This window comes from Paenibacillus sp. J5 (assembly GCF_054955055.1).
This window is the reverse complement of record NZ_JBUEDD010000014.1, coordinates 16,243-39,994: the sequence shown is the minus strand read 5'-3', so window position 1 is coordinate 39,994 and position 23,752 is coordinate 16,243. Positions and strand designations below refer to the sequence as shown.

At 55.3% G+C, this 23,752-nt stretch carries 15 protein-coding genes; 12 read left to right on the top strand and 3 right to left on the bottom strand.

Annotated features, from left to right (window positions below; genetic code table 11):
• Window positions 1-125 precede the first annotated feature (125 nt).
• Window positions 126-4,682 (bottom strand): AAA family ATPase, encoded by a 4,557-nt coding sequence (locus ACY1JZ_RS22570; RefSeq protein ID WP_462631033.1) that lies wholly within the window; start codon window positions 4,680-4,682, stop codon window positions 126-128.
• A gap of 393 nt (window positions 4,683-5,075) precedes the next feature.
• Between ACY1JZ_RS22570 and ACY1JZ_RS22565 the strand changes: the two genes are divergently transcribed.
• Genes ACY1JZ_RS22565 through ACY1JZ_RS22555 form a run of 3 tightly spaced genes read left to right on the top strand, consistent with a single transcriptional unit; the run spans window position 5,076 to window position 6,981 of the window.
• Window positions 5,076-5,507 (top strand): helix-turn-helix domain-containing protein, encoded by a 432-nt coding sequence (locus tag ACY1JZ_RS22565; protein WP_462631032.1) that lies wholly within the window; start codon window positions 5,076-5,078, stop codon window positions 5,505-5,507.
• Between the two features lie 2 nt (window positions 5,508-5,509).
• Window positions 5,510-6,247 (top strand): ABC transporter ATP-binding protein, encoded by a 738-nt coding sequence (locus ACY1JZ_RS22560; protein ID WP_462631031.1) that lies wholly within the window; start codon window positions 5,510-5,512, stop codon window positions 6,245-6,247.
• A complete protein-coding gene (locus tag ACY1JZ_RS22555; protein ID WP_462631030.1) occupies window positions 6,244-6,981 on the top strand; it encodes an ABC transporter permease in 738 nt (245 codons plus the stop codon). The genes ACY1JZ_RS22560 and ACY1JZ_RS22555 overlap by 4 nt, the downstream gene beginning before the upstream one ends.
• Before the next feature lie 421 nt (window positions 6,982-7,402).
• Here ACY1JZ_RS22555 and ACY1JZ_RS22550 read toward each other — a convergent pair whose 3' ends face one another.
• Window positions 7,403-7,957, bottom strand: a complete 555-nt coding sequence (locus tag ACY1JZ_RS22550; protein ID WP_462631029.1) for an NAD(P)H-dependent oxidoreductase — start codon at window positions 7,955-7,957, stop codon at window positions 7,403-7,405.
• 191 nt (window positions 7,958-8,148) lie between these two features.
• The gene (locus ACY1JZ_RS22545) at window positions 8,149-8,541 is read right to left on the bottom strand and encodes a winged helix-turn-helix transcriptional regulator (protein ID WP_462631028.1); all 393 of its coding nucleotides are present in this window, start codon (window positions 8,539-8,541) and stop codon (window positions 8,149-8,151) included.
• 110 nt (window positions 8,542-8,651) lie between these two features.
• Between ACY1JZ_RS22545 and ACY1JZ_RS22540 the strand changes: the two genes are divergently transcribed.
• From ACY1JZ_RS22540 to cas3, 9 genes are all read left to right on the top strand, one after another.
• Window positions 8,652-9,836, top strand: coding sequence for an MFS transporter (locus ACY1JZ_RS22540; protein ID WP_462631027.1), 1,185 nt, complete (start codon window positions 8,652-8,654; stop codon window positions 9,834-9,836).
• Between the two features lie 160 nt (window positions 9,837-9,996).
• Window positions 9,997-10,314: a 4a-hydroxytetrahydrobiopterin dehydratase gene (locus ACY1JZ_RS22535; RefSeq protein WP_462631026.1), complete on the top strand. Its 318-nt coding sequence runs from the start codon at window positions 9,997-9,999 to the stop codon at window positions 10,312-10,314.
• 280 nt (window positions 10,315-10,594) lie between these two features.
• Window positions 10,595-12,349 (top strand): response regulator, encoded by a 1,755-nt coding sequence (locus tag ACY1JZ_RS22530; protein ID WP_462631025.1) that lies wholly within the window; start codon window positions 10,595-10,597, stop codon window positions 12,347-12,349.
• A gap of 10 nt (window positions 12,350-12,359) precedes the next feature.
• On the top strand, window positions 12,360-14,135 hold the full coding sequence (locus ACY1JZ_RS22525; RefSeq protein ID WP_270168184.1) for a cache domain-containing sensor histidine kinase: 1,776 nt from the start codon (window positions 12,360-12,362) through the stop codon (window positions 14,133-14,135).
• A gap of 99 nt (window positions 14,136-14,234) precedes the next feature.
• A complete protein-coding gene (locus ACY1JZ_RS22520; RefSeq protein WP_270168185.1) occupies window positions 14,235-15,596 on the top strand; it encodes an ABC transporter substrate-binding protein in 1,362 nt (453 codons plus the stop codon).
• 411 nt (window positions 15,597-16,007) lie between these two features.
• On the top strand, window positions 16,008-16,874 hold the full coding sequence (locus tag ACY1JZ_RS22515) for a carbohydrate ABC transporter permease (RefSeq protein ID WP_462631024.1): 867 nt from the start codon (window positions 16,008-16,010) through the stop codon (window positions 16,872-16,874).
• Window position 16,875: 1 nt separating this feature from the next.
• Complete coding sequence (locus tag ACY1JZ_RS22510) at window positions 16,876-17,703, top strand: carbohydrate ABC transporter permease (protein WP_462631023.1); 828 nt, start codon at window positions 16,876-16,878, stop codon at window positions 17,701-17,703.
• 78 nt (window positions 17,704-17,781) lie between these two features.
• The gene (locus ACY1JZ_RS22505) at window positions 17,782-20,847 is read left to right on the top strand and encodes a family 78 glycoside hydrolase catalytic domain (protein WP_462631022.1); all 3,066 of its coding nucleotides are present in this window, start codon (window positions 17,782-17,784) and stop codon (window positions 20,845-20,847) included.
• Between the two features lie 231 nt (window positions 20,848-21,078).
• Window positions 21,079-23,517: a CRISPR-associated helicase Cas3' gene (cas3, locus tag ACY1JZ_RS22500; protein WP_462631021.1), complete on the top strand. Its 2,439-nt coding sequence runs from the start codon at window positions 21,079-21,081 to the stop codon at window positions 23,515-23,517.
• The last annotated feature ends 235 nt before the right edge of the window (window positions 23,518-23,752 follow it).

Sequence of the window (23,752 nt, the reverse complement as noted above, 5' to 3'; positions counted from 1 at the left end):
GGAAGGGGCTTTATCACAGATCATGGGGCAGGTCTGGCATCTCCAGTGCCAGGCCTGCCCCATTCCGTTATATAGAAGCAATATAACATAGCCGCCTTCCTCAGGGCTGTCCGACAGGGAAGAGGTTAATGCCCCCGTGTTCCCTCCTTTAGCAGCCGCAGCTCCTTCGCTTGAGCCACGGCACTCATCCGCCGATTGACCTTAAGCTTGGCAAAGATGTTCTTCACATGCACCTTTACGGTGCCTACTGCTATGATGAGCTGTTCAGCGATCTCCTTGTTGGACAGCCCCTTGGCGAGCAGTGTCAGCACCTCCAGCTCTCGGTCTGTAAGCGGCTCCTCCATCATGTTCGCAGGCATCGGCGCTTGCACCTCCAGCTCATGCTGTTCATGCTGCTCATCCATGCTCTCCTGTACATGAGTGTGCTGGAGCATACAGATGAAGAGGGCATGAGACGCCATAGCAAGCAGCACAGACCTGCGCTCAGGCGGGAAGAGCCCCTTGGCTAGCTCATTCTCCAGATAAAGCACGCCTAGTGCCGCTCCATGCACCTGGACAGGTATGCAGAGCGCGGACTGTGGCCGCTGTGCGGCAAAATACGGGTTAAGGGATAGCCAACTGCCGCCATCCCCGGAATAATGCACATCCTCCTGTGTCCGGTAGACATAGCGGATGATGCCCTCCGGCAGCAGCAGGCTGTCCTCCAGCTCTGCGGGCGGTTGCAGTCCGCTCTCCGTACCATTCGCGTAAGCTTGCACGTAGAGCCTATCCTTGTTCACGGTCAACAGCGCTCCCTTGCTTGCTCCGGCATATTGAAGGATGGTGCGCAGCACTTCATTTAATAGGGCATACAGATCCATTGAATTCGTGATCGCCTGTGTCGTTCGAAGGATGGCCGTCAGATCGGCCTCTTGCAGTGACAGTGCTTCGGCGGCTCCCCCCGTCTGCTGCGGAGCGATCACCGCGGATTGCGACGCAGCGTCACGAAGCGGGACAGCGTCACGAAGCTGGGCAGCGTCGTGAAGCAGAGCAGAGGTTGGACGACTGTCTTGTGGCGATGCAGTGCGCGCCGGGAGCTGCTGGCGCGGTTCCGCGCTCGACCATTGGCTATGCCATCCACGGAGCTCGGATAGCTTAACCTCCAGACCCCATTGAGCATAGCTATCCATGGCCGTCTCCAGATAGAACAGCGCCGTCTTCAGCTTGCCAGCCGCCTGATAATACCTCGCTGCCCGCTCGCTCGCCAGGGCAATGACATGGAGATGCCCGTGTTCCCTAGCTTCGCGCAGCGCCTGATCATACAGGGCTTCGACCGCTTGTGTCTCGCCCTGGAGCCGGGCGTATTCGGCTTGCAGCAGTTCATATCTGGAGCGGTAATTCGCAGCCCCCCAGCGTGTCCAGTGCAGGAAGCGACGCAGCTCGCGCTTAATCTCCCGCAGCTTGCCCCGCGATTGCCCGGAGTCGGACATGGCGGCCAGGAGGCCATAGAAGCGGCACTCCGGCAAATGAGGCAAGTGTGTAGCATAGCTCTCATAGCGTGAAGCCTGCTCCGCCCAGTACCTGGCCTCTTCGTAGCGGCCAAGCAGATAGTAAAGCTGCACCTTGTACGTATGGTACTGAAACAACGAGGTGCTCGACGTTTCTTCCTTGCGGATGCGGCTGACATATTGCTCCTCATCAAACCCGACACTGTTATACGAGTCCGGCGCCTCTGTCCGCCCCTTGAGTGCAAGAATATGCTGCTGGTACAGATGAAAATTTTGCCGCACAAACTCATCATTCGTGGTATCCAGGATGGCCATATAGTCAGCAATGGTGCGAGCTAATTCGTCAAGTGGAGCACGAGTATACAGAGAGTTGACATGCGCACCGGCTGCAAAACTGGCAAACACATAGTCTCCCGACTCCATACCCAGTTGGGCCGCGCGTTGCAGATAGCGGTCCCCTTCGCGCGCATCGCCAGCGAATTGGCATAGGACGCCGCCAAGCATTGTGTAGGTCTTGCTGGTCACGGAAGCAACACCGTAGCGTTCAGACAGCTCCACTCCAGTCTTGCAGAGCGCATAGGCTTGCTCAGGCTGCTGGAATGCCTGGTCAAGCAGCATGCTGAAGGCAGAGTAGATCGCTGTCGTCGCCGGGGTGCTGCCGTACTTGAGGCTTAATTGAACAGCGCGACAGACGAGCAGGAAGAACAGCTTTTTATCTGTGAAGAAAGTGGATGGAATGACCGCAAACAGTAGATTCATCGCGGCAATCCGTTCCTGGTCGGTCATTTCCTCCATATGCTCCAGCTTGTCCGCGCCCTTGCGAAGCAGCAGCTCTGTCCGCTTGATCTCCATCGCGAGCATCAGGCCCCCGGGATCGGCAGGGATAATGACATCCAGCTCCTTCAGGCTTTGCAGGCCGAGCCTCGTCCCCTCCAGATACTTGCCCTGGTTAATCAACTGCGTGATGAGGATCATCTGAATGCGGCTCCGTTCCAGTGGTGTGCGCGCTCGCTCCAGCAGCTCCTTGATGTTGAGGCCGGATTGGACAGCATGTCCGCACAGATACGCGCATTCTGCTTGCTGGGCGTGCAGCTCGAACATGAGCTCGAACTGCTGCTCCCAATAGACGGGCCCAGCCAGCTCTGTACCCTTTGCAAAATAGCTAAGCGCAATGTCATAGGCGGATGTCGCCTTGGCCCGCTGTCCTGCCTTGAGGTTCAGCTTGATCAGCTCCAGCCTCTCCTCCTCGAGCTTGATCAGCTCTGCACCCCGGTTCAGATGGTTCACCGCATCGTACAGTCGCTCGCTCCAATCGGCGGCAGGAAGCCGTTCTCCGCGCGCTTCCATTCCATTCAATAGTCGTCCGATCGCCAGGTGCAAGGCTTGTCTGTGACCATGATCCATATTCTGGTAGACGAGCTTCTGAATGTTGTCATGCGCCAGCCGCAGCAGGCCAGCTTCGTCCGCCATAATTAGCCCTTCAGCCTCTAGTCTGTCCCACTGCGCGCGGCTTTCCTCCTCCTCCAGGCCAGCAGCAAGGCTGGCAACGAGCGGGTGAAAGGAGGTGCCCAGGCAAGCGGCGATACGGAGCAGCTCTTGTGCCAGCGGGGGCAGATGCATGAGCTTGTGCTCCACCAGCTCATGCAGTGTATACCCTGGCGAGTTCTCCAGCCATTGTCCCAGATTCCATTGCCAGCAGCGCAATTCGTCATTATAGCTCAATATCCGGTCATCCTGGAGGCGACGTATTAGCTGCTCCAGATGAAACGGATTACCGCCCGACTGGTGGTGCAGCAGCTCGGTTAAGGACAGTGTGGCCTGTTCAGGCTGCTGGAGCGATTCCATCATGATCCGGTTCATCTCCTCCAATTGGAGCGGTTCGAGCTGGAGATGATGAACCATCACCTGCTTGGCCACCGTGCCATCCTGCTCATATCCGGGCAGATTTCGGAAGCGAACGTAGCTGTCGCGGTAGGCACAGACGAGCAAGACGTACTGACATTCCGAATCGCTGACTAACGCATGAATTAATTGCAGCGAGGAGGCGTCTGCCCATTGCAGATCATCGACAAATAGCACAAGCGGGTACTCTCTGGAAGCGAGCGCCTGCACAAATTTCCGAAAGGTGTAGACAAAGCGTTTCTTCGACTCATGCGCAGGCAGCTCCTCAACCTCCGGTACAGTGCCGAGGAGCAAGCCCGCCTCCGGGATCATCTCGGCAATCACGCCCGCGCCAGACCCAAGCGCCTGGCGCAAGCGCTCTCTCCACCATTCTACCTGCTCGTTGCGCTCGCCCAATATATGCCTCATGAGCCCGCGGAAGGCCTGCATAAGCGGCCGGTACGGACTGTCTGTCGAGAGCGGGTCGAACTTGCCGACAATATAATAGAAGGGCCGTTCATGCTGATGCCTGTGGAACAGCTCCTCCATCAAGCTGGTTTTGCCGATGCCGGCAGCGCCGCAGATGTGAACAATCTCCGAGGAGCCGAGACAGACGGAGTGAAAGGCCTGCGATAACAGAGCCAGCTCCTGCTCTCTTCCGTAAAAGCCCCTCTTGGCGGCGATCCGTTCCTGCGGACGACCGATCTTGTCCAGCTCGGCGAGCAGGAACGCAGCGCTGGCGTAGCGCCGATCCGGGTTTTTCTCCAGCAGCCTCATGATGATCGGTTCAAGCTCTTCAGCAAGCGGTAGCTTGTGAAGGGGTGGGGGGCTATGGGTGAGATGCTTGTAGACCCATTCCAGCGGATCATCCGCCTCGAAGGGGCGATGTCCAGCGAGCAGCTCGTAGAGAAGTACGCCAAGGGAATAGAGGTCGCTCCGTTCATCGACAGTGCGGGTCATCCGGCCAGTATTCTCTGGTGAACAATAGGGCAGCGCAGCAGCAGGTAAGCTTCCTGCCGCCGGGGGAGCCCCTTCCCCTGCCTGAATGCTTGCTGCCAAGCCGTGATCGAGCAATTCTGCTTGCCGTCCGTCCGGCGTGACAGCGATTAGCTCAGGGTGCAGTGCGAGATGTAGCTTGTGCTGCTGATGCAGCTTTCCGATACTGGCGGTTATGGACCGAGCCATCTGAATCCATGTCTGAGGCAAGCTCTCCTGCCGCCGGTTCATCCATTGCCTGAGCGTCAGCAGCTCTCCCGACTCCTTTGATGGCTGCGTATAATCAGACTGGATATTATGGGAATGTATACCTTTCATGTGGTGACACCTCGACTGTCAGCGTACTGGATAATATAGATTACTCCCTTCATGAGCAGCCGCAGGCAAGAGTGATAGACTCTCCCCCGCCACGATGAGCCGGAAGTCTCATGAACAGCGATAAGATTCGCATGGTTCCATGCATTTATTTTAGGGGCTAAGTCGATCTAATTGCAATCAAAATACAAGGAAAAATCGTGTGATAAACCAGATTGTGATCGGTCTTACAATCAGATGAAGACGAATCGGAACGGAGGTACCCTTGACAGAACGGCTGTCAACCTGTCACAACATGCTGTGTTCGTATCGGGTGGTGGTACGCCCACTTGGCTTGCTGTAAGATATAGGAAGAGGCAGCGAGGAGAATACGCAGTTGGAAAGGCGGAGGAGCGTATGATACATCAAAATTTGAAGCGGCTGCGCAGCTTCCATAAGTTTACTCAGGAGGATGTCGCTCATGAAATTGGCGTATCCCGGCAGGCCATTGCCAAGTGGGAGAGCGGGGAGACGACGCCGGATATTCATCATTGCAAGGCACTGGCAGCTATGTACGAGGTTACGCTGGATGATCTGGTGCACCATGAGGAGGAAGCATTAGGGATCGGCATAGGGCCTAAGGGCAAGCATATGTTTGGCATGGTGAAGGTTGGGGAGAAGGGGGAGATCGTCCTGCCTGCGGCAGCGCGCGAGCTGTTCGGCATCGTGCCTGGGGATTATTGGCTGCTGCTAGGGGATGAAGAGAGCGGTCTGGCACTCGTGAGACGGGAGCAGTATGTAGAATTCGCTAAGGGTGTGCTGCAAGCGGACGCACAGAGGGAGGACTAACGATGTTAGCGATCGAGACACGGAGCTTGTCCAAGTCGTATGGGCAGCATCATGCGGTCAAGGAGCTGGAGCTGGCGATTCCGCGAGGGGAGCTGTTCGCCCTGCTGGGTGTGAATGGAGCTGGCAAGACGACGACCATCAAGCTGCTAACGGGTCTGGTGATGCCGACGGCAGGTGAGGCGCGCATCCTGGGGCATTCAATTGTGAGCGAGGCACAGGCCTGCAAGCAGCGCATCGGTGTCTCTCCTCAGGAGAGTGCGATTGGCAGAAATTTGACCGTTCGCGAAAACCTGGAGCTGATTGCCGGTATCTATCAACTGGAAGCGAGCGCAGGAGCACGGAGAATACAGGAGATGCTGCGGACGTTCCGACTGGAGGAATCCGCCAATGTCCGTGGCAAGAGGCTGTCAGGCGGGATGCAGCGGCGCTTGAGCCTGGCGATGGCGCTGTTGCCAGAGCCTGAGGTGCTATTTCTGGATGAGCCGACACTCGGGCTGGATGTGCTGGCAAGACGGGAGCTATGGGCAAGCATTCGCCAGCTCAAGGGGAGCATCACGATGGTGCTGACGACACACTATATGCAGGAAGCCGAGGAGCTAGCCGACCGGGTCGGCATTATGGTGGGCGGACAGATGATTGAGCTGGGTACCCCGGCGGAGCTGATGAGTCGCACAGGAACCCCTTCACTGGAGGAGGCTTTTGTAGCTGTGACCAGGGAAAGGAGGGAGCGAGTGGGATGAGATGGATGGCATTGGCAAGACGCAACTGGAAGGAAATCAGGCGAGAGCCGCTCAATCTGGCCTTTGGCATTGGCTTCCCCCTGATCTTGCTGGGGATAATAACGGCATTACAGAGTCACATTCCAGCCTCCATATTTGAGATTCAGCCTTTATTTCCTGGAATCGTCGTATTTGGCTTCTCATTTCTGTCGCTATTCGCGGCGATGCTGATCGCCAAGGATCGGGAGACGTCGCTATTGCTGCGCCTATTCACGACACCAATGCCTTCACGCGATTATATCCTGGGCTACCTGCTGCCGATGTTTCCGATCGCTATGGCTCAACTGCTGATCAGTTATGCAGGTGCGATCTTCCTCGGATTGCCGTTGACGTTCCAGACGGTGCTCTCTCTCCTGGCAATGCTGCCAACCGGGATGCTCTTCATCGGGATCGGGCTGTGGGCAGGCAGTGTGCTGAGCGACAAGCTGGTTGGCGGCGTCTGTGGCGCCTTGCTGATTAATGTATCTGCGTGGCTGAGCGGTACCTGGTTCGACCTCGAAATGGTCGGAGGCTGGTTCAAGCGAATCGCCGATGTCTTGCCCTTTGTGCATGCTGTACAGGCGGGCAGAGCGGCCGTAATCGGAGACTGGAGTGCGTACTGGCCGCATCTGCTATGGGTGTCTGGCTATGTGCTTGCTATCGGGTGTCTGGCAGTGGCAGCCTTCAGGAGACAAATGAGCGGAGAGCGTGGGTAGGCGAGTCTATATGTAATCTGGAATAGGCCGTACCTGCCTAATCGGTCACAAATACTCCATTCTAGGTATGGCCATCGCAGTGGCTCTGAGCTATCGTAATTCTGTTCTCAGACCGCTCATCCTCTTGGCATGAGCAATAAGTGCAGGTGGAGCTGCACCGGGTTCGGGCTGTTCTTGGTCTCGCCCTCACACGAGCAGGCGTATGAGCGGAAGCGGGAGCAGCCTGCTGGGGGTAGAGCCGAGAGTGCCTAGGCAACGGTCTGAGAATATTCCTTCTCAGATGGGCGTTCACCGTCATGGTTATGTCGCAATGCACGCGAAGGGCTGCTTCAGGTCAAGACAAGAGACCTGAGGCAGCCCTTCCTGAGTCGTTCGGCTGGCTGGACGGTTCACCGTGGAGGGAGCCGAGTCGCAGAAGGCATCAAGAGGAGATGTGTTGACCTTCGGCTTGCACAGCAGGAGCGTTGACATACTGGAGATACTGTAACTGGCTCTGCTCCAACTGCTCCTCTGTTATATTAGAAGCATCATGAAGCGAATAAGGAGGCAGATAGTCTGCACCAACATAACGAGCCAGCGCCTCCAGAGGTCTCAGGAGCTCCTCAATCGTGAAGCGGTTGGATCCGGATGGCCGATAAGATTCAGCCGTACCATAAGTCGATATGGCAGCGCCAATCTGTTTTCCTTGCAGCTTGCTTCCGCCGGGTCCATAGGCAAATCCTGCCTGGAGCACAGTGTCAAACCACCATTTCAACAGTGGCGGGCTACTATACCAATACAGTGGGAATTGGAAGATGATACGGTCATGCTGCTCCAGCAGCAGTTGTTCATGACCTATATCGATCGTTCCAGCGGGGTACTGGCGGTATAGGTCGTGCACGGTAATATGATCATGGCGCTGCAATTCTTGCTCCCAAGCTTGGTTAATCCGAGATGAGGCCAGATCGGGATGAGCGACGATAATCAATGTTTTCATATACATCTCTCCATTCGCAGTTTGTTTGTTTACCCTTTACATCATAATCAATCTACTTTATAAAAGTAAGTACGCACTTTTCGGGTGGATACTTACAGTATAGTAAGTGAGCTGAAAAAGGCAGCCTGGCATGTTCATCATGCGCAAGGCTGCCTTTGTGCTGTTTGTTGGCAGAGGAAGCTAGGAGCGGTCTAGCTATCCACGGATAATGGGATGGAGATAGGGGCCGGGCTCTCAATAGGAAGCTCCGTCCCGAACTGACTGCCCCATTGCTGCAAGAGCCGGATGGCTGGCTTTAATTGTTCGCCCAGTTCGGTTAGAGCATATTCAACCTTGGGAGGGACGACAGGGTAGACCTTACGGTTAATAATTCCTGCCTGTTCGAGCTCGCGAAGCTGCTCGGCAAGCATCTTATGGTTAATTCCGTCGATGAGCTTCTTCAATTCTCCGTATCGCTTCGTGCCATCCATTAATTTGCATATAATTGTTGTTTTCCATTTTCCGGAGAAGAGAGAGACTGAAAGCTCGATTGGACATTGATACGTCTTTCCATTGAATTCATATTGAATAGCAGGCGTTTCCATAATGACACTTCCCTTCCGGTAAGTTTAACACGAAAAAGTGTGTACTTATCTTTTGTAAGTATATTTTGTATGATAAGCGTTGTAAATAGAGATTTATGGAGGTGGAAGAGATGCGCAAAACGTTTTTGGTATATCTGGTTTCGATGGCAGCGTTTTTTGGCCCATTCACACAAACCATCTATTCGCCGTTGCTGCCGGAATTAGCCAAGCAGCTTCAAGCCTCTCAAGACGCTGTCAATTTAACGATAGCCATTTATCCGATCTTTTTTGCTTGTATGCAACTCGTATATGGGCCGTTGATGGATCGATTTGGAAGGCGCGAATTATTGTTGATTGGATTTATGTTCTATGTATGCGCAACGATCGGCGCGGCCCTGTCTGAGACGGTCACGCAGTTGCTTGTATTTCGGGCGCTACAGGCCATGGGGGTTGCTGCCGGATCGGTAGCGGCGATTACAATCATCGGAGATTTGTTTGAAGGGCACAAACGGGGACGCTCTATGGGGATCTATCAAATGCTGGTGGCCATGGGGCCCGGTCTGGGGCCGGTCGTGGGTGGTATTGTGGGACAACATTACGGTGTTGATCGTTTATTCTGGCTTCTGTTTGCCATTAGTTTAGCGTTTTGGCTGGTGATGTTTTTTGGTTTGCCAAAGACCCGGGCTGCCCATGTCGATGGCGGTCAATTCCGGCTTCGGCAGATGACGGCGGTTCTGACTCACCGCATCGGACTGGCGATTGTTGTACTGGGTTCTGTTCAATACGCGGTGTTCTATACGTTGCTTGTTCTGCTTCCGAACATTATGGTCGATGTATATGCCCTGACGCCAAGCCGCATCGGGTGGTTGTTTCTGCCCATATCGGTCTGTATCGTCATCGGCAGCATGGTTGGCGGACGTGTGCAGGAGCATGTCGAAGCCAAAAAGCTGCTGTTGCTGTTAGCATCGTTTAATATGATGTCCGTACTGCTGTTCGCGTTGACGGCATCGTTGTCGATCCCCGCGATGGTAATAAGCTTGGCCATGTTTGGCTTGAGCCTTGGATTATCGCTGCCCGTTCAGATCACGATACTGGCCAATGAAATGCCGAATCATCGAGCAACCGCAACGGGAGTCTACAACTTTTGTCGCTATGTCTGGATGACGATCGGGCCAGTAGCAGGCACGTTTTTTTATCGATATGGCTACAGGATCGAATTTTTCGTCTTCGTTATCATCTTTATCGCTGTCCTTTTCTTTATGTATTATCGTTTCTTCGGAAGGACGGACTGGTCACGTTCTATGGGAGAGGACTAAGAAGCTGCCGCCAAGTCAGATTACCCTGTCGAAGTTTACGGTTGAACCACACCCGCCTCCTGTGCTAGGCTCATGCCAAGATGGAATGGTAATATGACGTATGCTTGGAGAAGCAAGCTGCGATGAAGCAAGCATCATTAAGGGAAGGGGAGCGGATGTAATGGCAAAAGCGGAACGACTGAGCGAGACCGAGATCGAGCGGGAGCTGGCGTTGTTGCCTGGATGGACGAGGGAGGAAGAGAAGCGGATACGGCGCAGCTACCTGTTCGCTTCATTCCCTGAGGCGGTTGCCTTCACGGTGCGCGTGGCGGAGGCTGCGGAGCGGATGCAGCACCATCCGTTCATCGCCATCGATTACCGCAGGGTGACGCTGACCTATACGACGTGGCATGCTGGCGGGCTGACGGTGCTGGACTTCGAGTCGGCGCTCGCCTGCGATGCGCTACTTCAGCCGCCCGACCTAACTTATACTACCTAGCACCGCGCATAGCACCCAGCGTGCGATGCTTTGCTACGTGATAAAGTAGCAGGCCAGGTTCCTTCCGAGGAACCTGGCCTGTCTTGTTACAAGGTGTCCTGCCCATCCCAAAAAAATCGGACATCAGCCAAAAATAACCGCCATAGGCATATCTTTACCGCTCGTATACGCTGGATAAGAACAGATTCCAGCCTGTATACTGTGGGTAATGCAGAGCAACAGGCTCGCAGTGAACAAGCCAACAATCGGAACGAGAGAGCAGCAGCAGGGGGGGATTGTCATGTTGAAAGCGGTTATATGTGATGATGAATATATTGTGCTGGAAGGGCTCAGACGCATGATTGACTGGGAGCGTTACGGTGTCCAGTTGGCAGGCACAGCAGCGGATGGACTGACGGCGCTGCAACTGCTTCGGGACAGCCGACCAGACATCGTACTCACCGATATTCGGATGCCGGGGATGGATGGCTTGCAATTAATAGAGACGGCAGCCTCTGAGCTGCCGCAGACGATGTTTATCGTCTTCAGCGGCTTCAACGAGTTCGACTATGTGCGCCGTGCGATCGGGCTCGGCGTGGTCGACTATCTGGAGAAGCCGATTACGGTAGCGAAGATTGAAGAGGTGCTCCGTAAGACGATTCAGCGCATAGACAGGGAACAGGCCTATACGGAGATGAAGCAGAAGCTGGTCTCAAGCCATAGCGAGCTGCTTGAGAAGGCGACGCTGGATCTGCTGCTCGCAGGTAGCAGGGCTGCCGCCAAGTGGCGGGAGGTATACGGCAGCCTAGCGGCTGGAGAGATTGCGGGTGTGACTGCAATCGCCTTCCGGGAGCAGCACGCTGAGCTTCCAGAGCACGCCTCCTATGACGTGATTCGGGTGACGAACGGCAACGAATATGTATCGTTGGTGCTTCACCGCGAGCTTCCACCGGAAGCGCTATGGGATGCGCTTCTTCTTGTGTCCAGTGCTGAGACTGTGACTGTGACTGGGCCGGAGGCGGTGGCTGAAGCCGCTGAAGTCGCCGAAGCCGCTGAAGTCGCTGAAGTCGCTGATGTCACGAGTTCTACAGAGCTGGCGTCTGGAACGGCAGGCGCAATATCAGGGGCACTCGGTACGGGGAATATGGCGCAGGGAGCGTCACCGCCGTCTGGCAGGGGGGCTGCCGGGAATAGCACAGCCGGTTCTTCTGAGCAAGCGGGAGTAGACGGGGAGCCTGGGGGCACAGCACGGACGGCGCTCGGCTCCGGTCGAACCTATGCTTCATTGGAGGAGGCGACCCGCAGCTATCGCGAAGCGCTGCGGGCGCTGCGCTATGGCTTGTTCCTGGAGGAGAACGGCTGGACGCGGATAGAGGATGTGGAGGGGCGGGACGGGTCCTCCATGCTGGCCGAGCTGCCGCGGCATGAGGAAGCGGTGATCGTCTCCTTGCGCACGGGAGACCGTGAAGGCATGCAACAAGCACTGGACGGCTTCGAGGCATGGACAGAGGAGCAGAAGCTGCCGCCTGAGCGGGTGGAGCAGGAGCTGCTCAAGCTGCTCTATCTCGCGCTGGAGATTGCCCGCGAATCTGGTGGCGAACCGCCGGGGCTGGCGGAGATACACCATCTTGAATTGCATGAGATGTACGCGCGCGAGGAGATGTTCCGCTGGCTGCGCGCCAAGCTGGAGGCGCTGCTCTCCTGGGTGGCAGGGGGGAGGCGCAGCCAGCGCCACCCTGCAGTCGAGAAGGCGCTCCACTATATGACTGAGCGCTATGGACAGGATGTGTCGCTGCAGGAGCTGGCGGAGCATGTGGGACTGAATCCGGCCTATTTCAGCCTGCTGTTTAAGGAGCAGATGGGCATCTCCTATATCAAGCATCTGACCCGTCTGCGTATGGAGCATGCGAAGTCGCTGCTGCGCTCCGGGCTGCGTGTTCAGGAGGTAAGCGAGCGGGTGGGGTATTTGAACTACAGACATTTTACAGAGCTGTTCAAGAAGATCGTCGGCATGACACCTGGACAGTATCGGGATGCCCGGCAGGGCGGAAAGTGAGCGAAGCGCTATGCTGAACATCAAGTGGAGACAACGATTCCGTATGACCCGAATCCGCAGCCGCATCCTCGCCGCGATGATTGTACTGTCGGTGCCTTCTATTATGCTCGTCGGCTTTATTTCATTTAATATCGCCCGCGATACCGTTGTTACGATGAACAAGACATCGAATATTGATCGGCTGCGCACCTCCAGTGAGATCGCTGATCTGTTATTTCGCAACATTAATAATCTGCATTATTCCATCGTGGTGAACGAGGCGATCCGCGACGAGATGCGAGTGACAGGACGCGATCCTCAGCTACAGCCCAACAGTCAGAGCGTCACGATGTCCACACGGCTGCAACGGCTAATCAGCAGCAGCTATGCCGATACCCGATATGTGAAGTCCATCTGCCTGTTTGACCTGCAATTCCAGACCTATTGCTCGGGCAGATCCGACGATGCCGGCATCTATGAAGGCGCGGACAAGGTTAGCCGGATCACCGCCTCCGACTGGTATCGCAGCGCGTATGACGGCAACGGCAAGGTGGTCTACTACCCTAAGGATGTGTTCGAGGAGGCAGATGACTCGTTCTCGACGGTCAAGCTGTTCCGCGATGCCGGCGATACGAACGGAGCGCCGATTGGCATCCTTGTCGTTAACGTCTCCAAGGGCATCTTCGGCAAAGTATTCGGTATGCCCGGTGATTATGGCTCTTACTTGACACTGGCGACCAAGGATGGCGCGACCTCTGTCGTATTCAACCAGAAGGGGACGGCATCAGCGCCGACACCGCTAACCGGAGATATTCCGCAGACGATCCGTGAGCTGGAGGGGCAGGGCTACCTGGTGAATCCGCTCTATAACCATACGACAGGCTGGACCTTTGTCCATGTCGTGCAGGAGAAGGAGCTGCTTAAGCAATCGCAGACGATTCGCTGGGCGACGACAGCTATTGCCGCGGGAATCGCCGTCATTGCCCTGCTGCTGTCCTATCTGCTCTCCGGCACGATTACACGTCCGCTGCTGCGGTTGAAGAAGATGATGCTGGACTGGACGTTGGGCACGCGCCAGTTCCCCGACAGCTTTGCGAAGGATGAGGTGGGTGTGATCGGCGAGACGTTCCGGCGGATTGCGTATGAGAATGACGAGCTCACCGCCAAGCTGATTCAGTCGCAGCTCAAGGAACGGGAGGCCGAGCTGAGAGCGCTGCAGTCGCAGATCAAGCCGCATTTTCTGTACAATACACTGGACTCGATGTACTGGATGGCGATCCTGCAGCATAATGAGCAGGTAGCGCAGATGGCCGAATCGCTGTCAGAGAGCTTCAAGCTCAGTCTGAACAAGGGCAAGGAGACGATCCTCGTCTACAACGAGCTCAAGCATATCGAGCATTACCTGCGCATACAGAACATCCGATACAATGGGCGGTTCCGCTATATCGAGCAGGTGGAGGAATCGATTCTGGGTATGGAGATGCTCAAGCTGCTGCTGCAGCCGCTGGTGGAAAATGCGATCTATCACGGGCTGGAGCCTAAGCTGGGCGAGGGAACGATCCGGCTGACGGGAGTGCGTGAGGGAGGCTGGCTGCTGTTCACTGTGGAGGATGACGGGATAGGCATCGATGATATGGAGCGTATCGGTCAGGGCTTCGGTCTGGGCAATGTGAAGGAGCGGCTGAAGCTGTATTACGGCGAGGATAGCTCGCTGGAGGTGTGGAGCCGACCGGGTGAAGGGACACGGGTTGTCCTGCGTTTTCAACAGCAGTCGTCTAAAAAAACCGGACATTCATCTGAAAAATGAAGCGCTTTAATGGCGTAGCAACACCCCTTACAATGAGAATAAGCGGGACAACATCCCGCAACAGAGCGCATCACAACAGATCGTCAGGGGGAATAGCGAATGAAGGCACAAGGTAAAAAAACGTATTCAGTGCTAGCAGGTACGCTAATGACGGCGGTACTGCTGTCTGCCTGCGGAAGCGGCAACGGCGGAAGCACAGCTACAGAGGGCGGGGCGAATGCCGGCGCGAATTCAGCGAATGCGAACAAGGGCGGCGAGGAAGTTACACTGACACTGCTGGTGGATAACAACCAGGATACAGTGAACCAGGCCAATGCGTATATTGATGCCTTCACGAAGAAGTATCCGAATATCAAGGTGGAACTGGAGACCCGGCCTGGCGGGGGAGAGGGCGATAATATCGTCAAGACTCGTCTGGCAACGGGAGATATGACGGATGTCTTCTTCTACAACTCCGGCTCCTTAATGCAAGCGCTTAACCCCGAAAAAAATATGCTCGACCTGACCGCCGAGGCATTCCAGGACAACGTCATGGACTCCTTCAAGCAGACGGTTGCCTATAAAGGTAAGGTATATGGCGTTCCGGTGTCCTCCACGATGGCGGGCGGCTGGTTCTACAATAAAAAGCTCTATGCCGATCTGGGGCTGGAGGTGCCCAAGACATGGGCGGAGCTGATGGCGAACAATGAGAAGATCAAGTCGGCTGGACTGACCCCGGTCATCGGCAGCTACAAGGATACATGGACGTCCCAGTTGATTGTACTGGCCGATTATTATAATGTTCAGGCGCAGGCGCCTACCTTTGCCGAGGATTTCACGGCTCATAAGGCAACCAATGCAGGTACGCCGGCGATGCTTCGCGCGTTTGAGAAGCTGCAGGAGGTTCACGACAAGGGCTATATGAACAAGGATTCGCTTGCCACGACCTATGATGCAGGCATGAAGATGCTGGCGGAGGGCAAGGGTGTGCATTACCCGATGCTGACGTTCGCGACACCGTCGCTGGTGCAGAATTTCCCGGACGAGATTGAGAATATCGGCTTCTTCGCCCAGCCAGGGGATGATGCCTCCAAGAATGGTCTGACGGTCTGGATGCCAGGCGCAGCCTATGTGTATAAGGAAAGCAGCCATATCGAGCAAGCCAAGCTGCTCGTGAGCTTCATCGCATCCGTCGAAGGAACGGAGGCCGTATCTGCCGCCTCCTCGCCGGTAGGTCCTTATCTGATTAAGGGAGCCACGGTGCCTGACAGCGTGCCGACACTCGTCAAGGATATGATGCCTTACTTCGACGATAACAAGAATGCGCCAGCACTGGAATTTGTCTCTCCGGTCAAGGGGCCGAGCCTTGAGCAGATCACTGTAGAGGTGGGCTCAGGCATCAAGAATGCCCAGCAGGGCGCAGAGGCGTATGACCGCGATGTGGAGAAGCAGGCCAAGCAGCTTGGTCTGGAGGGCTGGTAAGATACACGATCGGACGAAGGCATATAGAGCTTGAAGCCACGAGTGGATGTCCGGCCCTGTGAATGCGCAGGGCCGGCGCCCTTCCTGCTTGTCGAAGGATAGCGGCAGGAACCAAACAGAGGTTAACCGCAGCAGCCTAGTTGCCGGACTACGCGCAAGAGGCGTTGCCCGCCACGATTGGCGAATGCCGTGTACAGGTTAGAAGTCGAAGAGAGTATAAGCTGTCTATGTATGCGGGTCTGAGATGTCTGCGCGAAATGAAGCCGCGCCCGTCAAAGCGATATAGACGTTTACAATTGGAATCGAAAGAGAGTATGGGCTGCACAAATATACCTGTCTTCGATTCCTGCGCGAATCGAAATCTATGCCCGTCGAGGCTGTCGAAGCCGTTTACACTTGGAGGAGATTGTGATGAACACTGTATTTAAGCGAACTTATTCCTACTGGTTTCTGGTGCCAGCGGCAATCGTCTACCTCATTATCTTCATCATGCCGACGGTAATGTCCTTCTTCTTCAGCCTGACGCGCTGGGATCTGTCGGAATGGGAGTTCATTGGCCTGGAGAACTTCGTCATGTTCTTCCGCGAGCAGTCGCTCAGCATCGGCTTCAAGAACACGCTGATCTACGCGGTGGTCACCTGCTCACTCAAGGTTGTGCTCGGCCTGCTGCTCGGCGTGCTGTTGACCTCGAAGATTCGGACGAAGGACTATTTGCGTTCGGTGGTATTCTTTCCTACACTGGTGAGCACGATTGCGGTCGGCATCGCCTTCAGCATGATGATGCACCCGACAGAGGGAGTAATCAATACAGCGCTCGCGGCTATCGGGATTGAAGGCCCGGATTGGCTGGGCAACCCGAAGCTGGCTCTGCTGTCCGTCGCGATGGTGGATGTATGGAAAGGGGTCGGATTTGCGACCGTCATCTATATTGCAGGAATATTGTCGATTCCGCATGAATATTACGAGGCGCTCCAGATCGATGGAGGCAATGGGTGGAACAAGTTCTGGAGTATTATCGTGCCGCTCAGCCGCCCGGCGACCAACTCGGTCATCATATTGGCCTTTATCGGCGGCTTGCGCTCCTTCGATCTTGTCTGGGCGATGACCAAGGGCGGTCCGGGGTTCACGACCGACCTGATCGCTTCGATCATCTATAAGCAATATCAGGGCGGCTTCTACGGCCTGGCGACGGCAGGCAATGTCATCCTGTTCCTCGTCGTAACCGCGCTGGCGTTCCCGCTGTATACGTATCTGAACCGCAAGGAGGTCGACCTGTAGGATGAGACGCATCAGACAATTCAGCTATGAGCTGCTCGGCGTACTATTTACGGTCGTCGCCTTCTGGATTCCATTTTATTTCATCATCGTGAATGCAGGCAAAAATGAGAAGGATGCCGCGCTGCTCAATCTGAGCTGGCCGACCTCCTCGCAGTTCTGGTCCAATATCAAGACTGTGGTGGAAGCGCGGGACTTCATGCTGCTGCGGGCATTTCTTAACAGCACCGTGCTGACGGTCGTATCGATCGTCCTGATCATCGTGCTGTGCGCCATGGCGGGCTATGTCTTGCAGCGGCGTAAGGACAGAGCGACCCCGATCTTTGATTTCCTTATTCTGGCGGGGCTGATCATCCCTCCAGCGATCGTGCCGACGATCTGGGTGCTGGATGGGCTGGGTCTGTTCAAGACGCTGGGCGGGCTGATTCTGGTAGAGGTGGCGCTCGGCTTTCCTTTCTCGGTGCTGCTGTACAAGGGCTTCATCGCAGCGATACCGCGCGAGATCGACGAGGCCGCGGTCATCGACGGCTGTGGCGGGTTCAGGCTGTTCTTCCGCATGATCCTGCCGCTGCTGCAGCCGGTCACAGCGACGATCATCGTCCTCTCCTCGGTGACGATCTTCAATGATTTCACGAATCCGCTCTATTTCTTGCCGGGCTCGAAGACGCCGACGGTGCAGTTGACGATGTACAATTTCCAGAGCCAGTTTGTCACGCAGTACAATTTGCTGTTTATGAATATTTTGCTCATTACGATTCCGCCGCTCGTGCTGTTCCTGTTCTTCAATAAACGCATCGTAGCCGGGATGACAGCAGGCTCTGTCAAAGGTTAAGATAGTAAGGAAAGCGAATTCATGAACGATCATTAAATGATGTCCGTACTCATTATTGCGCAAAGGGGAATGCGATACATGTCCAAATGGAGTGTTGAATCCGTCACATGCGAATATCAAACTAGGCTGGTAGGAACGGAGCTCCAGGCACCGCGGTTCAGTTGGGTGCTCAATGCCGGAGAGCGACGCGGTGCAGCGCAGTCTGCATACCGTATTCAGGTGGTGCTGGCAGAGCCAGGGGCCGCTGTAGGGAAGGGCGGCGAGGCGACTGCTACACATGCGCATGCTGGAGATACAGGGAATGTGGACGCAAGCGGTGCTGCAGGAAGCGTGGACGCAGGCGGTGCGAATAGAGGAAGCGCGGGTGAGGACGGCGCCGATGGCGAGGGTACGATAACGGCTGATGCCGGGGTGGAGACACTGATCTGGGATAGCGGCAAGGTCGAGTCCTCGCAGTCGGTGCATGTTGAATATAGAGGGCCGGAGCTGAGCAGCCGCACCATGTACCGTTATCGGGTGATGGTGTGGAATGAGGCCGGCGAGCCGTCGGAATGGAGTACGGACGGCATCCTGGAGACTGGCATAGGCGGTGCGTCAGCATGGCAGGCGCAGTGGATTACGCCGGATCGGGACGAGATCGCAGCGGACGCACAGCCTGCGTACCTGCTGCGGCGCAGCTTCGAGCTTCGTCCTGGCGTAGTAGCGGCGCGTGTCTATGCTACAGCGGCGGGGGTATATGAGCTGTATGTGAACGGCGCCAAGGTGTCGGGCGACCTGCTCGCTCCGGGCTGGACAAGCTACAGCACCCGCATTCAATATCAGACCTATGATGTGACCGCGCTGCTGCAGGCAGGCGGCAATGGCATCGGCATTATGCTGGGCGATGGCTGGTATCGCGGCGGGCTGGGCTTTGATGAGCGCAACTATATGTATGGCGATTGCCGCGCTGCGCTCGCGGAGCTGCATGTTCGCTATGAGGATGGGACGGAAGAGATCATCGCCACAGGAGCAGACTGGAAGGCGGCGCTGGCTCCGGTTCAATATTCCAATATCTATCACGGAGAGACCTATGACGCTCGACTGGAGCAGCCAGGCTGGAGTAGCGAGCCGTTCGACGATGCAGGGTGGAAGGCAGTGGAGCGGGTGGAGCTGCCTTACGATCAACTGGTCGCACAGGAGAGCTGGCCAGTCACGGTGACGGAGGTGCTGCGTCCAGTTGCGGCCTGGGTTACGCCAGCGGGCGATCATGTGCTCGATATGGGTCAAAATATGGTCGGCCGGATGCGTCTGACCGTCGAAGCTCCAGCAGGTACGCGCATTGTGCTGCGCCATGCGGAGGTGCTCGACAAGGACGGCAATATTTACTTCGGCAATCTGCGTCCTGCCAGGCAGACGGTAGAATATATCGCCAGCGGGACAGGCGTGGAGAGCTACGCGCCGCATTTCACCTTCATGGGCTTCCGCTATGTGAAGGTAGAGGGCTTCCCGCTCCGCGAGGGTATCTTGCCTATCGAAGCCTTCCAGGGCGAGGTGATGCACTCGGACATGGCATCGACAGGGGAGTTCGAATGCTCAGATGAGCGCGTGAATCAGTTGCAGCGCAATATCCGCTGGGGACAGCGCGGCAACTTCGTTGATGTGCCGACCGACTGCCCGCAGCGTGATGAGCGGCTGGGCTGGACTGGGGATGCGCAGGTGTTCATCTCGACGGCGCTGTTCAATTACCAGGGCGGCCCGTTCTTCACCAAGTGGCTGCGCGATCTGAAGGCAGAGCAGCTTGCGGACGGCGGTGTGCCGTTCGTCATCCCGGATATTGTGGGTGGAGCAAGCTCTGCGGCGTGGGGCGATGCAGCGGTCATCTGTCCATGGACCGTATACCAATATTATGGCGATCTGCGGTTGCTGGGCGAGCAATATGAGAGTATGAAGCGCTGGGTGGAATATATCCGCGCCCAGGGCGAGCGGGAGGACATGTGGGATACCGGCTTCCACTTCGGCGACTGGCTGGCACTGGATGCCAAGGAGAACAGCTATGTTGGCGCAACACCGACCTCGCTGATCGCTACCGCCTACTATGCTCATTCGACGCGGCTCGTGCGCGATGCGGCGCAGGCGCTCGGGCATGATGCAGATGCACAGCGGTATAGCGAGCTGCATCGCCGCATCGTACAGGCCTTCCGCGATGAATTCATCACGGCGAACGGGCGAGTCGCTTCGCCAACCCAGACGGCGCATATATTGGCGCTCATGTTCGAGCTGGTGGATGGGGAAGCGAAGCGTCGTGTGGCCGATGATCTGAATCATCTGATCATCGAGAATGACTACCATCTGACCACGGGCTTCGTCGGCACGCCGTATCTGTGCTTCGCCCTGTCGAATAACGGCTATCATGATACGGCGGTGCGGCTGCTGCTGCAGGAGAGCTATCCGGGCTGGCTGTACTCGGTCTCCAAGGGTGCGACGACGATCTGGGAGCATTGGGACAGCATCAAGCCGGACGGCTCGTTCTGGAGCGACGATATGAACTCGTTCAACCATTATGCCTATGGTGCGATCGGCGACTGGATGTACCGCAAGATTGCGGGACTGGATATGGATTCATCCGAGCCGGGCTACAAGAGAATCCGCATCGAGCCGCTGTATGGCTCCACACTGTTGACCTATGCGCGGGCAGCGCATCAGTCGATGTACGGGCGGATCGAATCAGGCTGGCGGCGTGACGGCGTGCGGATCGAGCTGAGCGTGACGATTCCAGCGAATACGACGGCTGAGATCATACTGCGCGGCGCGGTGCCAGGTGGTGTCACGGAAAGCGGGCGTGCGCTTGAGGATGCCGAGGGAATTACGGAGATTGTGATGGAAGAGGGTGGCCTGCTGCTCCGCGCAGGCTCCGGTACGTACTGCTTCATCTATGAGGCGAGCGGACTGTTCCGTCAGGAATATTCGATGCAGACGAGGATGAATGAGCTGCTGATGGATGAGCGGGCAACCGAGATCGTCAGACGCCATGCGCCGAATCTGCTGGGCGGCGCGCTGCTGAGCATCGCCAAGCCATGCTCCTTGCAGCAGATTAGCGAGAATGCGATGATGCGTGTGCCGCTGGAGGCGGTAGAGCGGATATTGGCGGATTTGAAGGCGTTGTAGAGCATATGTGATAACGGGGAGGGCGGAGACGCTCTCCTCTTTTATTGTTTGTGGTAGTGCTGAGAGTGATGTGTGATGCACTGCTCCGAGTAATTATAAGCCTCTGCAGAAAGATGATTATTTTATAAATAAAGGAGGATATTGGGTGATTATGTCGAATATCATCGTTTAGTATAAAATAACCATGTCTTTAGACCTGATTTCGAACAAAAGCTCACTAGGAGGTGAGTCATGCCCTTCATTGCACATATTCGTGAGAGCGATCATATGATCCAGACGGTACGCGAGCATCTGCTGGATGTAAAGCAGCTTGCCGAGTATTACGGGAGCAAACTGGGGATCGCTCATATTACAGGGCTGGCTGGACTGTTGCATGATCTGGGGAAATTTACGCCAAGGTTTCGCGACTATCTCTGGAACGCTGTCTACCACCCGGAGAAGGCGCCAAGACGTGGCGAAGTAGATCACTCCACCGCTGGCGGCAAATTGTTGTTCGACCGCTTGCATCAAGGCAAACCTACGCGTATGACCTGGCTGCTGGCTGAGTTGGTCGGGAATGCCGTTATCTCTCATCATTCGTACATGCACGACTATCTGAATGAGTCATTAGAATCGGACTATTTGCGCAGGGTACAGGATAAGAAGGCCGAAGCCATCGACTATGACACGGCAGTGGGTCAATTCTTCAAAGAAGTCATGAGCGAAACGGAATTCGCCGCGTATATTGAGCAGGCTATCCAGGAGCTAGAGCGCTATATGGCGCGACCATCAGTGCTGACCGCTGAGCAGAAGCTATTCTGCCTCGATAAATATATCTTCAGCGCGCTGATTGATGCGGATCGGACGAATACGCGTCAATTTGAACTCAACGAGCCGCCCCCCGCCAAGCCTGAGCAAGTAGCCGTGGAGCGTCATGTATTATTTACCGGGTTTTATGACCGACTGATGGAGCGTCTTAACAGCTACGCTAAGGAGGAGCAGACGGATATCAAGCAATTGCGCAAGGAAATGTCAGAAGAGTGTGACAATTTTGCGTTTCGTCCATCCGGCATCTATACACTCTCCATTCCGACAGGCGGCGGCAAGACGCTGGCAAGCTTTCGCTACGCCCTGAAGCATGCTATGGAGCACGGGAAGAAGAGAATCATCTATGTGGTTCCCTTCACGACAATTATCGAGCAGAATGCCGAGGATATACGCCAAATCATTCAGGAGGACAGCAAGTTGCTGGAGCACCACTCCAATATCGTACTTGATGATCTGGCAGATGACGAGCAGACGGATGGTCAACTAACGACAACCGAGAAGCTGAAGCTGGCTCGTGATAACTGGGATGTGCCTATTATCTTCACGACGATGGTACAGTTTCTCAATGTTTTCTACGCTCGCGGAACACGGAATATTCGACGGCTGCACAACCTGAGTGAAGCCGTCATCATCTTCGACGAGGTGCAGAAGGTTCCGGTTTCTTGTATTTCGTTATTTAACACTGCACTTAACTTTCTGAAGGATTACGCCGCATCTACACTAGTGCTCTGCACCGCTACGCAGCCGGCACTCGACTTTGTTCGACACAAGCTGGATATTAAACCTGAAGGCGAAATGATCGGCTCTCTGGAGCAGGTAGAAGCAGCGTTCAAGCGGGTCGAGATGATTGATCGTGCCACAGAAGAGGCCTTCGATACCGACAAGCTGGCTTCCTTCGTCGAGGAGCAGTTGGCGGAGGTACCGAGTGTGTTGGTCATTCTAAATACCAAATCAGTCGTGAAGAAGCTTTACGAGCGCTTAGCTGATTGCAATGCCAAGGTGTTCCACTTGAGCACATCGATGTGTGCACAGCATCGCAAGGATCAACTGGATGATATTCGGAAGCTGTTGCGCAATGAGCAGCGCGTGGTGTGTGTCAGTACGCAGTTAATTGAGGCCGGGGTAGATGTGAGCTTCCATCGCGTTATCCGTTCCATGAGTGGTCTTGACTCCATCGCTCAAGCGGCGGGGCGGTGCAATCGTCATGGGGAGAAGGGCATCCAGCCGGTCTATGTCATCGATCATGAGGAGGAGAATCTCAAGCATCTGGAAGAAATTCAGATCGGCAAGGAGAAGACACGGGAAATTCTGATCGACCTGCGCCGCAGCTCCGACTGCCACGGCGGGCATATGCTATCCAGACAAGCGATGGAGTTATATTTCCGACGGTTCTATCACGCGATGCAGGACAAGATCGATTATTATATTTCTGACCTCCAACTGAATATGACGACATTGCTGATGGAGTCGCAGCAGCATCCGATGTCCTTCTACAAGAACTACGTCGCTCGTCACGGCACACGCCCGTGGTTGTTTATGACGAACAGTCCGCGTACCGCTGCCGATCATTTTGAGGTCATCAACAGCCCGACGGTATCTGCCATCGCGCCCTATGGAGAGGGCAAGCAGCTCATCGCGGAGCTGAATAGCGGCAAATCCATTGCAGAATTAGGCTTGATTCTGCGCAAGGCGCAGCAGTACAGCGTCAATCTATTCCTTCATGAGCGTGACACGCTCACAAGGCATCAGGGGCTGGAGGCAGTTCTGGATGGCAGGGTCTTGGTGTTGAAGGAGGGGGCGTATGATAAGAAATATGGTGTGAGCATTGAAAATGATAGTGGTTTTGGGTTTTGCGGTTATTAACAAAAACCTACCCTGTGCTTGAAGGGTAGGTTCCTGTTCCGTGCGTTCTTCTAATACTATATTTTTCAATCCACAGGCTCCCGACTCACAAGAGTGGGGAGCAAGACGGTGAGACGGTAAGAGTATAGCACAGTTCTATATTTACCTTTTTCTTTATATAATATTAAAAGAATATTATTGACTTTGTTTTTTCGGCAAGATACAATAGATTCATACTAATAACAACCATTTTTAG